Source organism: Rhodococcus sp. NFXS4 (assembly GCF_058139645.1).
The window spans coordinates 3953707-3967572 of sequence record NZ_CP192221.1 but is presented as its reverse complement, the minus strand read 5'-3'; the positions used below and the strand labels follow the sequence as shown (position 1 = coordinate 3967572).

The following is a 13866-nucleotide window of genomic DNA, read 5'->3' as shown; positions in this document are numbered from 1 at the left end:
CGGCGGGGACTACGAGCGGGCGAGTGGGGCGCGGGTCAGCCGTCGGCGAGGCGGGGCAGTGAGGTGTGATCGGGTGCGGAGACCCCGACGCCCAGGCACACTGCGAACGCGGCGTCCTGCCAGTGCTTCGACACACGCATCTCGAGAAGCGCCTGGGTGGAGATGTCCCGCAGGATCGCGTTCATGCGGGGAATGACGGCGGTGTCTCCGTCGGGTTCGGTGACGGTGACGAGGACCGCGAACCGGGTCAGGCCGTGCCCGAGAGCCTGCTCCTGTTGGACCAGGTTCGCGGCGCGTTCGTCGTTGATGTCTGCTTGCTTCTGCAGGCCGGTGCGGCCGGTGCGGCGGGCGGCGGCGTTCCGGAAGTCGCTGTCGGCGACATCGGCGCCCTCGGCGGCCTTGTGGGGCCGGTAGACGATCGCCACCCGCTTGTGAGGCAGTTCCGGGTGCGGTCGGATCAGGCGTTCGAGTACCCGTTCCGGGACAGCGCGTTTCGGGGCGACGCGCATCTCCCAGGTCACCGACACCGCGCTCTCGTGGAAGTACCGGTCGGGCTTGCGGAAATGTGTCCGAGGTCCGGCGTCCGCCCACGCCTGACCGGTTCCCTCACCGGAGTACAGCGCCGCCTCCACTGCTTCGAGAGCGGCGGGATCGTAGGAGCGGCGGACGGTGCCGGTGATCTCGTCGGCAGTCATGGGAGTGCAGATCACTCCGGCCGCGGCGGCGGCGCGGGTGATGTCTCCCAGGCGGGTGGCGATCTCCACCGCTTGCTCCGCAGGGTCGCGGCGTCGGTCGGCGGTCTGCGCCTCGAAGGTGACCGACAGCCGTGCGGCCATGCGGATTCCGCGCGTGGAGGTGCCGGTCGCCGTCTCGTACATCGATTGGCGCGCCAGCAGCGGTGCGTCGCGGCGAACCCTGGCGCGCACGGTCTCCATCAGCACCGTTCCGGTGTCGGGGACGGTGTCGAGCACCGCGACCACCAGCGGGATGTCGGAGGTGGTGGTGAACGAGGTCAACTGCTGACCCCAGTTCGCCACTGCCCGGTCGAGGTGGACCTGGTCGAAGTTCTCTCCGCCCTGCGGTTCCGCGGCCAGTGGGACTGTGTAGAGGTGCTTGTCGGGCATGTGGATCATCGCGAACGGGCGGCCGTCCGAGTCGATCGACTCGTAGAGCTCGGTTCCCGCGAGCACCCCCGGCAACCGGAGGAGCCCGCCGGGGACGCGGGAGAACGCCCCGGAGGAGTAGACGTCCTCACCGCGGCGGGCGGACATGATCGAGCTACGCCACCCACTGAACCGGCGGGTGCCCGAGAGGCCGTCGTCGTTCATCAGCATCGGAATCAGCACCACCGCCGAGACGGCGATGACCAGCCCGGTTACCACCAAGGATCGGGTGATCGCGAACGTCAGGATCACCACCACGGCGGCGCCCATCGACAACAGGGTGGCAGCGAAGCTTGCGCCGAACGCTCCACCGGACTGCGGGCGGCGCCACGCACCGTAGGTGGGGGGTCGATTCTGAGTGCTCATCAGGCATTCCCATCGGGTTCGGAAGTGGTGTCGTAGCGGCCGAGCGCCGAGTCCGCGGCACTGTCGGTGGACCCAGCGGCGCCGGACGCGGAGCCCAACGCGCCCAGGGCGCCGGTGCCGAACGACGGTGGGACATCGGAGCTCCCGCTCGAATCGGCGGCCGCCGACGCGGAGTCGCTGCCACGTCCGGCGGCCTGAGCGCCGCTGTCGGCGTTCGACGTACCCGCCGGGGTCGGACCGGCACTGCTCGGACCCGAACCGGTGGGGCCGGAGGAGTCCGACGCGGAGGGGGTACCGGCTCCGGAAGGGCCGACGCCGAACGAGTCCGGCACCGGGCCGGAGGAGGCGGACGGGGCCCACCCGTCGTCACCACCGCCGCTGTCCGCGCCTTGCGTGACAGGAGGCGTCGCGGAGAGCCCTTCCGCACTGCCTCCGCCTCCACCGGAGCCCATCGTGCCGAGCTTGACCGCTCCCGCAGCCAGGCCCGCGGCCGCGGCGAGACCTCCTGCGCCCCCGGCGGTCTGTGGCATCAGCAGTTTCATCAGTGACGGCAGCACGAATGCCGTGCAGGCGAGGAGCATCGCTCCCACGACGGCACCCATCGCGCCGCCGTCGTTGTCCTGTGACGGGGCGGACTGGGCGAAGAGCATCGCCGAGATCCCGATGACGAACGCCGCGACCGGCTTGAACAGCAGGAACGCCAGCGTCCAGGAGATCAACTTGTCGTAGGCGCCGGCTCCGACGCGGGTGCCACCCGCGGCCGCGACGATCGGTAGGAACGCCGACACGACGACGAGCATCCCGTTGCGCATGAGCAGTAGGAACGCCATCATCAATCCACCCAGCAGGCCGATGATGCCGATCGCGAACAGCAGCGCAGTTCCTCCCGGGCTGGTGAAGCTCGCCAGGCGCACCATCGCCTCGACGAGCTTCGCCGGGTCGTCACCGACGGTGGAATCGAGAAACCAGGTGGCGACACCGTCGGAGATGCGAGTGCCCACGACGACGAAGAACCCGATGGACCCGGCCACGACGGTGGCTCGGGCGAGCTGGCGCAGCCCCTCCTCGGAGACCTGCCGGATCATGCCCGACCTGGCGAGAGCGAGTTTGCCGCCGAGCAGGATGATCGACAGGATCAGCGCGGCGGTCTGGATGTCGTAGGTGTACTGCCCGACCTTCGACAGCACGGTCTGATACGCGGCAGCGTCCTGACCGGGAATCGAGATGAACCATCCCAGTGCAAACTTCAGGGCGCTCGATCCGGCCTCGCCGAACGTGAGGCCGGCCTTCTCGAACACACCGTTGGCGGCGTTCTCGACGGCGTCGATGGGCGCCTCCGACACCTCCGCGACGTCGTCGACACAGGTGTCACCGACTGCGGAGCCGGTCACTGCGCCGAGTACCTCAGTCGCCACGGCACCGGTGAGACCACCGGGGGTGGCGCACTGAGCTGCTCCGAGTGCGTCCTCGACGATCGAGCTGTCGTCCTCCGAGGGTGCCGGTTGTGGATCCTGTGCGGCCGCGATACCGGTCCCGCCCAGCAGCACGAGCAGGGTCATGAACGCCGCTGCGCCGCCGCGCACGACAGCGCGTAGCGCCCGGGTCACCACCATGTCATCCACCCCGACTCGAAGGGAATCTCGTCGCGGGTGCCGAGCGCGGTCGGGCCCTGCTCATCCTTCGCGCGGCGGGCCTGGAGCACCCAGCCCCGGTCCTCGCGCCAGAGGACGTCGAGGCGGATACGGCTGTAGGTGGTGCGGGCGTCGGTGGTGGCGCTGTAGCCGAACCACACCCGCGCCAGCGGGTCCGCGTAGTCGACCCGCACCGAAGGAAACGCCGCGGCCGGAGCGCCGTCGGCCTGCCACACTTCGCCGCGCAGATCGTTGGCCATCTTCTTCACCCGCAGGTCCGACTCCGGGTCGTCGACCTGACCGGAGGCAGCGAGCATGTCGACCCGGTCGTTTCCGCCGTAGTAGTACGCCAGGTAGTGCGAGGCAGCCAAGGCCGCCCCTTGCGGGGTGTGGGCGAAACCCGTTGCCACACCGGAGTCGTCGATGGCGGTGGGCCCGTCGGAGGTGGAGAACGGCAGCGTCATGTTGCCGTGGATGCGTTCGAGGATCACCCCGGACGGGGCGGCGGTGTCCGGTCGGCTCGCGGGCGGGGCCGCCTGATCGAGCACAACCCCAGCGGGGTCGCGGGGAACGTAGGACACCCGGCCGAGCGGGTCGAAGACCGGGTCCGGTTCGAACTGACCGGCAGATGGGTCCGGAGCCGCGGCCGGCGCACCCGTCGGGTCGTCGAGCTGGACCAGCGGTGAGTCGTCGCCGCGGACGAGGACGACCAGTGAGACGACCAGGCCGGCGACGAGGAACAGGACCGCGAACCCGGCGCCGACCCATCCGAGGGTGCCGATCTTCTTGCCTTCCGGTTCGGTGTCGGTGACCGGCGCAGGCTGGGGTTCGGGTGCGTTGTACGGCTCGGTCATCTGTCGGCCCCGTCAAGTGCGACCATGTCGGCCGGCTCGGCACCGAGAGCGGTGACCGCGCCGCCGGTGTCCAGCGACAGCTTCCAGTCGCTGCCGGTGTAGCGCACGGTGGTGTTCGACGCGGCCAGTGAGGAGTCGGGGAAGCGTTGCACCACAGAGACATCAGCGGCTGTGTCGGTGTAATCGGTGATCGTGTAGCCGAGGATCTCGGGAGCGGTAGCGGGGTCGGTGCCGCTGACGGTCACCAGCGCCCGGTTCGCGGCGTAGGTGTCGCGGCCGGGACCGGGGACGGTCACGGCGGCCAGCACCGTCGTCCACCGATCGTCGGCCGCCGTCGAGAGCTGCACGGACTGGGCGATCGCTGCGAGTGCCGCACCCTGCGGGGTGTGGGAGTAACCGGTAAACGGGCGCCCCGGGTCCGATGTCGGGCCGTCGATCGAGCCGAGCGGCACCGCGACGCCGCCGACCGTCGTCCACGATGCGATCGCCGGTGCCCGCGCAGGGTCGACGGTCGGTGTCGTCGGACCGGAGGGCGGTGCGTTGGAGCCGGAGCCGCAGGCCACAGCGGCGAGTACCACTGCGGTGGCGGCCACCGCACGAACAGCACGGTGGGCGTGGTGGCGGTGGTTCACGGTTGTCGTCCTTCCCGAGGGGGATTGACCTGTTCGATCTGCTCGACGAGGTTGCCGCCGGGATCGGTGGTGGGGGCGGTGTCGGAGCCGCCGTCGAGCAAGGCGAGGGCGATGCCACCGGCTGCGGACGCAGCGAGGATCCAGCCGATGACGGCGGCGGCGAACTCGGCGGCGACGGGCGATTCCAGCCCGGGGGTGTGCTTGTGATCCCAGGCCATGCGGGCGCCGACGAAGATGATCTTGGCCACGCACAGCGCGGCCACCAGGCCGAGGACCCAGCCGAGGGCGGTGCTGATGTCGGCGGTGACCTGTTCGGGCAGCGCGTACACGGCCGTGGTCATGAGCGGTGGTGCCCGATGTGTGCGAGGCGCCGGGGGCTCATCAGGCAGTGACGGCGTTGAGGATGCCGTTCGCGCCGCCGGCGATGACAGCGCCGGCGAGTGCGCCGAGGAGCATCTTGGGTGCCTGAGTGGCGCCCTGGTTCCACTTCTCCCAGGCCATCTTTCCGCCGGACAGGACGATGGCGGCGACGCACGCGAGAAGTACTCCCCACAGCAGCCAGTTCAGGATGCGAAGGAACCCGTTGGCGCCGGGGGGCACTTCGGGGGTGATGTTGAATTCGATTGCCAGAACAGCGGTGTCGTGGGCGGTGGCGAGCAACATGATGGGTTCTCCTCGATGCAGTGGGCGTTACGTGGGTGGGGAGTCAGCGGTTCAGAACGATGACGATGAGCACGAGAGCCGAGGTGATCGCGACGCCGATCGCGCCGCGGGCCGTGGTTCTCGTGGCGTCAGAGGGAAGGACGTTGTTGTTCCAGGCCAGAAAGATCCGGGTCACGGCGAATGCGGTGGTGGCCACGGCGCCGGTCATCACCACGGCGAGGACGTAGATCGCGGCGGTGGTGATCGACGAGGGCAGAGGGAACAGGTGTGGACCGACTGTGTCGGCGGCGAGCATGTCGGCGGTGATCATCGGCCGGCTCCGGTGAAAAGGGTCGGTATGCGGTCGTGGATGGTGTTGGTCAGCTCGATCCCGAGGGTGTGTATGTCGGCGGGAACTCCCGCGGCCGGTGCGGCGGCGTCAGCGTCGAGGGGATGCCACCAAGGGAGCCGATCGGTGTCGGCGGACAACAGTGACCGGTGCCAGTTGACCGACCAGTGGCGCTCGAACGCTGCCGCCACCACCTGACGGTGCTGGCGTATCGGCTTGTCGGTCGTCGGAGCGGCGGCGACGGTCACCAGCCCCAGGAGTTCGGCACCGAGTCCGACGCGTCCGTCCCGGTGGGCGAGGGCGAGGTTCTGAGCCGCCGAGAGGCTCTTGTAGGTGCTTCGGGCGACGAGAACGACGTACGGGGAGGTGTTCTCTCGGTCGTCGCCGTCGGGCCAACGGCCCTCGGCGTCTCCGGTGAACGCGAGGAACCGTTCGATGGTGCTGACTCCGCATTCGCGAGTCGCTCCGAGCAACCACACTGCTGGGGACACGGCCTGTCGGGTGGTCATGCGTTCTCCTGTCGTCGCTGCTGCTCGGTGGTGTGTGCGGGGACGGCGGTGAGGGCTGCGGCCGCGATCTGCGCGTACGCCGCCAGCGACGTCGGCGCGAGAGCGCGGTGGTCGAACAGTCCTGGTGCTGCGGCGGCGGGGTCGAACGGCACTTCGATCACCGCGCCGACGGCGCGGCGCAGTCCGTCGATGACGGGGGCGAGGTCGAGTACCGGGTCGGGGAGGGTGTGGGTGAGCACGATGACGGTGCGGGCCAGTTCACTGCGCCCGTGGACGGCGTCGATGCGTCCGAGGGCATCGCGGAGTCGGGTCAGTGGTTCGGCCCGCACGACTGAACACAGCACCACAGCGGAGCTGCGGCGCACACCGAGGAAGCGAGAGGTGTCGACGGCAGTGCCGGCGTCGAAAACTCGTGCGGCTCCGCGCGAGGCGATCAGTAAGTCGATGAGTGCAGGGTCGGTCCGGTCCGGTGCGGCGCCGAGGATCACCGCGCCGGTGGTGGTGTCCGCGGCCGGTGCGGGCAGCCCGGCGACGAGCGCGGGGGCGCTCAAGGGTGCGGCGGCGGCGCGTGTGAACAGGTTTCCACCGTCGGTGACGGCGTCGACGGCGACGATGCGGAATATCGGCGTTGCTAAGGCTGCGGCGATGCCGAGGGCGGTGCTCGTGGCACCGGCGCCGCCGTGTCCAGACCCGACCAGTACGGACAGTGCGGCGGGGTCGGTGGTGGCCGTACCCGGGCGCAGTGGGACGACGGTGCTCATCGGATCTCCTCGATGGACGAGATGGCGTAACTCTGATCGGTGCGGGCGATGGTGATGCGGGAGGCGATGGCCGATTCGGACCCGATCGGGGTGCGCAGGGTGAGGGCGACGGCGAAGACGTCCGGGACGTCTGCGGGGGTGACCGTGACGCAGTGCTCGGTACCGTCCGGGGTCTGGTCGATTGCGTCCTGGATGCGGTCCGGTGGTGCCGGGGACACCATCAGTGCTGCGACCGCGGTTCCGGAGCGCTGCACGTAGTAGGCGTGCTCGAACGCGGCGATGACTCCGGCCGCAGAAGAGCGGTCCCCGGCCGCGCTGGTGGTCACCGCGTCGGCGGTGGCCTGTTCGGTGCACCACCGCACCTCCGCGGCGGTAGCGGTATCCGGCGTGACGGCGGTGCTGGACGTGCCAGTTGTGTCGTTCTGCTCGGTCGTGTCCGGCGTTGCCAACGATGGCCCGTTGTCGTCGCCGAAGGTGAGTGCGGCGGCGGCGCCTGCGGCAGAGAGCAGAACGACCGCGGCGGCCGCGGCGACCGCGATGGAGCCGCGGCGGCGGCGGGCCGCTGCGCTGCCCGTACGGATGCCGGCCGGGGTCACCGGCTCGGGCTCGGGCGCAGCGTCGAGGTGGGTGAAGTCGATGGCAGGGTCCGCCGGTGGTGCTGTGTTGCGGGTCCGTCGGAATCTGCGGGGGGGAGCGGTCGGGACGAGAAGGTCGGCCGGGATGTGCGTGCGGACCCACTGCGGAGGCGGGCCGCCGTCGAGGATCGACATCGGCTGCGGCGCCGACGTGCCCGCGAGTGTGTCGTCGCTCGCGACGGTGGACGCGGTGTCGGCGTCGAACTCGTGCTCGTCGGTGTCGTCGACGAACCCGTCGGCGCCGGTGAGGAAGTCGTCTTCACCGTTCGGCCAGGCGGAAAGGTCGGGGAGAGAGCCGTCCGTGACGGAGGGGGCGACCGGATTGGGCGCCGGGATGGTGCGGTCGAAGCTCTCCTGCGGATCGGGGAACAGGGAGGTCGAGCCGGGGTGGTGATCGTCGGTCGCCATTCGTCGGGGTGTCCCTTCCGTGCTGTGCGGCGTGGTGGTGGGGTTGAGCGGCGGTGAGGGTGCCGGTACTCCCGCCCGGCCGGATGCGGCCGGCCGGACAGGAAGTGCGACGGTCTCCCTCACCGCCGCGATTCGGTGGATGGTTCAGGTCAGGCAGGGACAGTCGGTGCGAACGCGGCGGCGATGGCATCGCCGATCACATCCGCGGACGGAGCGAACTCGGAGGCGGCGAAGTTCTCGGCCGCCTGGTCTACGGCGGCGATCACCTGGTCGCCGCCCAGCTGAGCGGCGACGAACGCACGGGCGTCGTCGGCGGGGGTCGACGGCTCGGTCCACAACGCGACCGTCTCGGCCCCGCCAGGGATGTTCTCTGCGGCGGCAATGATCTGTTCGGCCTGGTCGGTGATGACCGGCTGGTCGCACTCGGGGATCTCGACCTTCGTCGGTTCACCGAGGTCACCTGCGCCGTAGGCGGTTCCGGCGACGAACCCGGCCGCGCCGCCGCCGAGCGCGCCGAGTGCGCCACCGGCGAGCCCGGCCCCTGCGGCGCCGAGTGCAGCGCCCCCTGCGGTGCCGACGACTCCGCTGGTGATCGGGGCGATACCGGGTGCGATCGGGATGAGGGTGCCGGCTGCGGCGCCGCCGATTCCTCCGATGGTCCCGCCGAGGAGTGAACCGGCGACCGCTGAGGGCACTCCGACCGCGAACGCTCCGGCTCCTGCGCCTGCCGCGGTGAGGGCGAGCTGTGAGGCGGCCAGGCGCTGGGCTCGGTCGGTGGGTACGCCGATCGAGCGCCAGAAGTCGGTCACCTGTGCCTCGATGACGGCGGTGGAGTTGTTGGTGCGGTCACGGACGTTGTCGGACATCCAGTTCGGCTGGTCGTCGTAGAAGTCGCCGACCTTGACGATCTTCGCGGGGGCTGCGGTCGGCGCGGTCGGTTCGACCGGTACCGGGCCGTGAAGCTGCGTGATGTCGAGAGGAGCAGGCGACGACGGCGTCGGCGCGGGCGAGGAGTCGGTGGTGGTTCCGGATGTTGTCGGGGCGGGAATGTCTTCCTGCTCGTAGTAGGCGTCCCAATTCCGCCACTGCGTGTTCTCGTACTGCGCTGGGGGCGGTGTCCAGTACACACGTTCGGCGGGGGGCTGCGGCGCAGGTGCCGGAGTGGTGAGTTCGCCCTGAGTGGTCGGTGCATTGGAGGTGAGCGGGCCTTGCGTTGCGGGCGGGGCGGTGGTGACTCCGCCCTGGGTGGTCGGGGCGTCACCGGCTGCGGAGGCAGCCCCGTGGCAGAAGACGGCCATCGCCGATGCGGCCGTGACGGTCGCGGCGACCCTGGCCAGAGAACGGGTGGGGATTTTGTGCTTACCCATGAGGTGGGTGTCCTTTCCGATGCGGTTGTGGTGGTTCAAAGCGGAGATGTGCGATGTCGTGTGCGGGTGCTACTGCGCCGATCCGGCAGTGGTCGTCGATGTGGTGGGACTGATGGATATGGAGCTGTCGGTGCTCGTTGCCGGAATCGTCGAGCTGGTGGGGCGTGGCGCGAACGACGTGGCGGTGACGGGGCTGGTGGTGCTGCCCACGTTGTCCGTGTCGGTGGTCGCGAGGTCGGCGGCCGCCGCGGCGAGCCAGTCCGAGACAAACCGGGTTGCGGAATCTCCGCTGGCGGTGACGACTGCGGACGCGTACGCCCCATGTGCGGCGGAGGTCCCGGCGTAGGAGGTCAGTGCGGCGAGGTCGAAGAGGTCTTTGTTGGCAATGACCTCGTTCTTGACGACGTCGAAGCTCTGCTGCACCACGCGGCGAGTGGTGGCAGGCGGGACCAGGTCGATGACCGCCTTCGCTGTCTTGGCAGCGATGACGCCGAACGCCGCAGCAGGATTGGCCAGCCCGACGGCAGAGACCTCGGCGATTGTCTGCGGGGTGATGACTTTCTTGGCCACCGAGATAACGGAGTTCATGGCGACCAGACCGACCTTGGTGAGCGCAGCGATCGCTTCCCGCCCGGTCGGCGGTGTCGCCCGCGGGTCGGACGCTTCGGCGAGCCGCTCGGACAGCGTCTTTTTCGGAGTAATCGACAAGTTCTCGAGGGAATTCTTCGGAACCGAGACATCCTCGTTCATTACGTCGACCGCCACGCCGAACGATGTCGATGCGAGCGCGAGGCCGATGGACTGCACAGCGGCAAACGGGTCTCCGCCCATGTCGGCCTGCCCGGCGACGTTCACCACGGCGCGGGCGATAGGGGCGTTCACCGGGGCATCGCACGCTAGATCACCTGACTGACACAGCGATGCGACTCGGCCTGTGAGCGCACCGTAGTTCGGGGCGAGGTCCGCGACCGGGCCGATGCCGGCCCCGGCCGGGGCGGCGGCAGACACCGACGGAAGCTGTTCGACATGAGCGCCGCTTGTCCCGGGCGGCGGCGTCGGATCATCGGAGCTGCTGCCGGGGAACACTGCCGATCCGGCAGAACGGGTGGGCGAACCGAACAACGCTGCGACCGCCACCTTCTCGGCCGGGATTGTGCCGAAGCCCTTGCCAACCGCTTCGAGGAAGTTCGACGCCGCGTGCGCGCCCTGGCTGTAGCCGACGACGCCAATTTTTGTTGCTGGGCAGTCGGCTGTGATGCGGGCAGCGGCCGCTTCAAGGTTCGCAGCCGCTTCCTCCACCGACGCCGCATAGGGCTGCTTTCCGCCCGGCACCGCACCACCGAAACCGGCCGGGTACGGCACGTACGCGCGATCGAGGGACGCACCGAACACCCTCGCCGCGTCCAGGGCGGGTCCGAGGACTGTGCCTAGCATCCCGGTGTCCGCTTTCACCGGCGCGTCCGAAGACGACTGACCGGTGCCCTGAACTGCCAGCGTGAACAATGCAGGGCAATCGGTGACGAGCTGGTCCAGCCAGCTCGCCGGAATTGGTTGAGCCGGGGCGACTGTCGTTGTTGCAGTCGCGATCACCGGCACCGCCACCAACGCAGCGAGAAATTTTCGGATTCGCGATCCTCTGATCTCGGACAATATTTGCAGCTCCTTTGGATACTCGGTTCCCGCTCAGGCCCTGTCCGGGATCGTCGGGTGCGAATAGGGGGTGCGCTGCCGCCGCGCAGAGATGTGCGCTCAAGCCGCGCGTCAATACATTCAGGCGGCGAGCACTTAGGAAGCGCGCGCTTGAATCGCAAGCAGTGCGCGTGGGCGATGATCGGACGGCCATGCTGCGAGCACGGATCCGTCGTCACCGATGCACACGTGGTCGGCGGCCGCGGAGTGGATCGGGCGCGTGCACACCAGGAAGTCGTTGATGCCCGACTGTTGGCTGAGTGCGTCGCAGAGCGGTGTGTCAGCGGAGCGATGACGTCCGGATCGACGTGGCGACGTCATGATGCGAACCTCCGAGTCGATTGCGGTTTCGCTGTGACCGCATACGCTCGTAACTGTCTGCGGACCTACGAAAGCCTCGGTAAGTAGTTCGTTCGTGGGTTGGTGAACCCCCAGGTGCGGCTGTGATTGGCGTCGTGGACGCACCTGGGGCATCGAAAGTGCAACGGGGACCTGCCCGTTGTCGGCAGTGAGCGACCGTCAGGAGCGGGCGGCTCCTGCGCACGAGTGAGTTCGTGACGTGGGCATGGCGGGTCCCCGGCTCATCAACGCTCTGTAGCGGCTGAGGAAGCAACGGTCGAAGCACACAGGTCGGCATACCGAAATCCGGGCCGTGAATCGGGCCCAGTGCAACACCCGCGGGCGCATCGACAGACCGCGGGAACTTCGTCCGAAGGCGAAGGCAAAAGCAACCCGTCAGACTTTGACGCACGTGACTCACCCTCCTTCCTGTTCGACGCATACCGAGCGGTTGTGCGATGCCTTGCCTAGTTGATCCGTGGTACAGACACATCGAGGCATGGGAATGCCCGCCCGTTCCGATGATCGAACTCGGGATGACACGGTGGCGTGCCGATGAGTTCGGCTGTTCTGATCGCGGCTCTCATCTCGCCGCGAAGTCCGGCTCGCACAGGGTGAGCGGTCTCGGTGCTACCCACCGCGCGACGACGAGTCCGTCGTCCGACCAGGATTCGTGCTCGCGGTCGAGGTGTTCGACCAACGAGCAGCGGAAGCGGTCGCCCGTGACCACGTCGACGACAGTCTCAGCACACCCAGGCCCGGTCGCTCTATCGCTGTCTGATGCCATGTCGCTTACCCCCGTCGTCGTTGCAGATTAAAGATAGCAATAAAAACGCAAAGAAAGCTAGATAAGCGAGTATTTCCCAAAGATCGACGAGCTGTTGTGAGATCTCCAGGCAGCCGAGTTGGTCTTGGCTTTTCTTGCCGGTCCAGGTTCGGACCCCTTACTGTTTCGAGCGTGGACGGTTATGGACGTTTGGCCGAGTACGCGTGGAAACGCCGTACGCAGCTGGGTCTGTCGCGTCCGCAGGTCCGCGAGCGGGGCGGGCCATCGGTGCCGACTCTCAAGGACATCGAGGAGGGGAGTGGGCGGACCGTGTCAGCCGGGACACTCGGCAAGCTGGACACCGGTCTCGAATGGCAGCCAGGGAGCGCCGCCGATGTCCTCCGAGGTGGCGAACCGCGGAGCAAGTCGTCGACCGACAGGGACGCCGTTCTGGGCCCCGACACGGTGGTCGTGTCCGTGCGAGTCGTTCTCGACCTGTTGTCCATCTCCCGAGAACTGGACGCGATGGCGCGCGACCGCCCGGATCTCGTCGAACTGAGTGCTCTGTCGCGACGTATGGGAGTTGCCCTGCGTCCAATCTACGGCGAGTACGTCACGCGCTTGTTCGAGGAGAACAGGCGTCAGAACGGTTCGCTGTCGCCGATCTACGCGATGTTCGGGCAACTACTCGACGAGCCGAATGAGTCCACCGACGAGGTGGAGCGCGAGGAGCGTCAGTACAGACGCTGGCTCGCCGGTCGTGACGTCGATGTGCCGGCGGAGACAGTGGCCCGGTTCGAAATGCGTTTGAACAGGGGGCAGAAATGACGGGAACTGCGGCGCAGGAGGCGGTGCCAGTCAACGCTCGACTAGACCTGCTCTTCAAGATCTGGCGCACTGAGGACGGCTCTGAACGGAGCCCTGAGTCTGTGGCATCGGACGTCAGTGTTGCCCTGGGCAGGCAGGTTGCCGCACGAGACATCTCCGCTCTCCGTGAGGGGACACGTACTGCCACACGAGACATGCTCGAGGCGATTGCGACCGTGTTCCCGTCGAGCAGCAGTTACTTGCTCGACGATTCGGCAGCGCCGAGCATCCATAGTCAGCTCAGTTTGATCGAAGAGGTGCTCCATGGAGGGATCACCGGCATGAGGCTCCGAACAGGTGATGAACGTATGCGCATCGAGCATCTCACGGATCTCTTGGGCGACCTGCGCCGCGCGCGCGAGGCCGGTCCGTAGTAGCTACTGGTTCACGATTCCTGGGGGGGAAATGACATTTTCAGCACATGATGTGATCGGGGCAGCCCGCGCCATAGAACTCTTGGTTCCAAGTCCGTGGGACAGAACGGCCTTCCTCGAAAGCCTGTCAGCCCACAGAGGTCGGCCGATTGCGCTGGTCCCCGTCGACGCGGTGACGCTGCAGGGCTTGCCATGCGGACTGTGGCTGCAGTTCGACGATCACGACGAAATCGTCTGTCACGCGGACTCATCGAGTTACCACGTCGACCAGACGATCATGCACGAAGTCGGACACATGGTGCTGGGTCACGGGGGCTCGACAGGTGCAGACGCCACGCTCCGCGAGCTCTGCCCCGACGTCGACTTCGATGCGCTCGAATCGGTCATGAAAAGGTCAAACTTCGATGACGATCAGGAAGGCGAAGCCGAGACCTTCGCTGATCTGCTCATGTCGGCGGCAGTGTCGCGCTACAGGCGTTCCTCCGCGATGCACGACTTTCTGGGTCTGACGTGA

At 68.1% G+C, this 13866-nt stretch carries 15 protein-coding genes; 3 read left to right on the top strand and 12 right to left on the bottom strand.

Features of this window, described 5'->3' with window-relative positions; translation table 11 throughout:
* Nucleotides 1-35: 35 nt before the first annotated feature.
* The 12 genes from J4E04_RS18765 to J4E04_RS18710 form a co-directional block, all read right to left on the bottom strand.
* On the bottom strand, nucleotides 36-1529 hold the full coding sequence (locus J4E04_RS18765; RefSeq protein ID WP_490149304.1) for an SCO6880 family protein: 1494 nt from the start codon (nucleotides 1527-1529) through the stop codon (nucleotides 36-38).
* Nucleotides 1529-3142 carry a hypothetical protein gene (locus J4E04_RS18760; RefSeq protein ID WP_490149303.1) on the bottom strand — a complete coding sequence of 538 codons (1614 nt, stop codon included), beginning with the start codon at nucleotides 3140-3142 and terminating at the stop codon, nucleotides 1529-1531. Before J4E04_RS18760 ends, J4E04_RS18765 begins: the two co-directional genes overlap by 1 nt.
* Nucleotides 3133-4014, bottom strand: a complete 882-nt coding sequence (locus J4E04_RS18755) for a DUF8175 domain-containg protein (RefSeq protein ID WP_490149302.1) — start codon at nucleotides 4012-4014, stop codon at nucleotides 3133-3135. The genes J4E04_RS18760 and J4E04_RS18755 overlap by 10 nt, the downstream gene beginning before the upstream one ends.
* The gene (locus tag J4E04_RS18750) at nucleotides 4011-4646 is read right to left on the bottom strand and encodes a DUF8175 domain-containg protein (protein ID WP_490149301.1); all 636 of its coding nucleotides are present in this window, start codon (nucleotides 4644-4646) and stop codon (nucleotides 4011-4013) included. Before J4E04_RS18750 ends, J4E04_RS18755 begins: the two co-directional genes overlap by 4 nt.
* Complete coding sequence (locus J4E04_RS18745) at nucleotides 4643-4987, bottom strand: hypothetical protein (RefSeq protein WP_490149300.1); 345 nt, start codon at nucleotides 4985-4987, stop codon at nucleotides 4643-4645. The genes J4E04_RS18750 and J4E04_RS18745 overlap by 4 nt, the downstream gene beginning before the upstream one ends.
* A gap of 40 nt (nucleotides 4988-5027) precedes the next feature.
* Nucleotides 5028-5309 (bottom strand): hypothetical protein, encoded by a 282-nt coding sequence (locus J4E04_RS18740; RefSeq protein WP_490149299.1) that lies wholly within the window; start codon nucleotides 5307-5309, stop codon nucleotides 5028-5030.
* A gap of 43 nt (nucleotides 5310-5352) precedes the next feature.
* A complete protein-coding gene (locus J4E04_RS18735; protein ID WP_490149298.1) occupies nucleotides 5353-5619 on the bottom strand; it encodes a hypothetical protein in 267 nt (88 codons plus the stop codon).
* Nucleotides 5616-6146 carry a hypothetical protein gene (locus J4E04_RS18730; protein WP_490149297.1) on the bottom strand — a complete coding sequence of 177 codons (531 nt, stop codon included), beginning with the start codon at nucleotides 6144-6146 and terminating at the stop codon, nucleotides 5616-5618. The genes J4E04_RS18735 and J4E04_RS18730 overlap by 4 nt, the downstream gene beginning before the upstream one ends.
* The gene (locus J4E04_RS18725; protein WP_490149296.1) at nucleotides 6143-6907 is read right to left on the bottom strand and encodes a hypothetical protein; all 765 of its coding nucleotides are present in this window, start codon (nucleotides 6905-6907) and stop codon (nucleotides 6143-6145) included. Before J4E04_RS18725 ends, J4E04_RS18730 begins: the two co-directional genes overlap by 4 nt.
* Nucleotides 6904-7950, bottom strand: a complete 1047-nt coding sequence (locus J4E04_RS18720) for a DUF8176 domain-containing protein (protein WP_490149295.1) — start codon at nucleotides 7948-7950, stop codon at nucleotides 6904-6906. Before J4E04_RS18720 ends, J4E04_RS18725 begins: the two co-directional genes overlap by 4 nt.
* Before the next feature lie 149 nt (nucleotides 7951-8099).
* Complete coding sequence (locus J4E04_RS18715) at nucleotides 8100-9317, bottom strand: insoluble domain protein (protein WP_490149294.1); 1218 nt, start codon at nucleotides 9315-9317, stop codon at nucleotides 8100-8102.
* Nucleotides 9318-9386: 69 nt separating this feature from the next.
* On the bottom strand, nucleotides 9387-10967 hold the full coding sequence (locus J4E04_RS18710) for a cutinase family protein (RefSeq protein WP_490149293.1): 1581 nt from the start codon (nucleotides 10965-10967) through the stop codon (nucleotides 9387-9389).
* Between the two features lie 1621 nt (nucleotides 10968-12588).
* On the opposite strand from J4E04_RS18710, the gene J4E04_RS18705 reads away from it, so the two are divergent.
* From J4E04_RS18705 to J4E04_RS18695, 3 genes are all read left to right on the top strand, one after another.
* Nucleotides 12589-12939: a hypothetical protein gene (locus J4E04_RS18705; RefSeq protein ID WP_490149292.1), complete on the top strand. Its 351-nt coding sequence runs from the start codon at nucleotides 12589-12591 to the stop codon at nucleotides 12937-12939.
* A 194-nt stretch (nucleotides 12940-13133) separates the two neighbouring features.
* Nucleotides 13134-13352, top strand: a complete 219-nt coding sequence (locus J4E04_RS18700; RefSeq protein WP_156380630.1) for a hypothetical protein — start codon at nucleotides 13134-13136, stop codon at nucleotides 13350-13352.
* Between the two features lie 31 nt (nucleotides 13353-13383).
* Nucleotides 13384-13866 (top strand): hypothetical protein, encoded by a 483-nt coding sequence (locus tag J4E04_RS18695; RefSeq protein ID WP_490149291.1) that lies wholly within the window; start codon nucleotides 13384-13386, stop codon nucleotides 13864-13866.

What these genes read in the sequence shown, in the direction of transcription:
- J4E04_RS18765 (WP_490149304.1), bottom strand. Translation starts at nt 1,529, where the DNA reads ATGAGCACTCAGAATCGACCCCCCACCTACGGTGCGTGGCGCCGCCCG.
- J4E04_RS18760 (WP_490149303.1), bottom strand. Translation starts at nt 3,142, where the DNA reads ATGGTGGTGACCCGGGCGCTACGCGCTGTCGTGCGCGGCGGCGCAGCG.
- J4E04_RS18755 (WP_490149302.1), bottom strand. Translation starts at nt 4,014, where the DNA reads ATGACCGAGCCGTACAACGCACCCGAACCCCAGCCTGCGCCGGTCACC.
- J4E04_RS18745 (WP_490149300.1), bottom strand. Translation starts at nt 4,987, where the DNA reads ATGACCACGGCCGTGTACGCGCTGCCCGAACAGGTCACCGCCGACATC.
- J4E04_RS18740 (WP_490149299.1), bottom strand. Translation starts at nt 5,309, where the DNA reads ATGTTGCTCGCCACCGCCCACGACACCGCTGTTCTGGCAATCGAATTC.
- J4E04_RS18735 (WP_490149298.1), bottom strand. Translation starts at nt 5,619, where the DNA reads ATGATCACCGCCGACATGCTCGCCGCCGACACAGTCGGTCCACACCTG.
- J4E04_RS18730 (WP_490149297.1), bottom strand. Translation starts at nt 6,146, where the DNA reads ATGACCACCCGACAGGCCGTGTCCCCAGCAGTGTGGTTGCTCGGAGCG.
- J4E04_RS18725 (WP_490149296.1), bottom strand. Translation starts at nt 6,907, where the DNA reads ATGAGCACCGTCGTCCCACTGCGCCCGGGTACGGCCACCACCGACCCC.
- J4E04_RS18720 (WP_490149295.1), bottom strand. Translation starts at nt 7,950, where the DNA reads ATGGCGACCGACGATCACCACCCCGGCTCGACCTCCCTGTTCCCCGAT.
- J4E04_RS18715 (WP_490149294.1), bottom strand. Translation starts at nt 9,317, where the DNA reads ATGGGTAAGCACAAAATCCCCACCCGTTCTCTGGCCAGGGTCGCCGCG.
- J4E04_RS18700 (WP_156380630.1), top strand. Translation starts at nt 13,134, where the DNA reads ATGCTCGAGGCGATTGCGACCGTGTTCCCGTCGAGCAGCAGTTACTTG.
- J4E04_RS18695 (WP_490149291.1), top strand. Translation starts at nt 13,384, where the DNA reads ATGACATTTTCAGCACATGATGTGATCGGGGCAGCCCGCGCCATAGAA.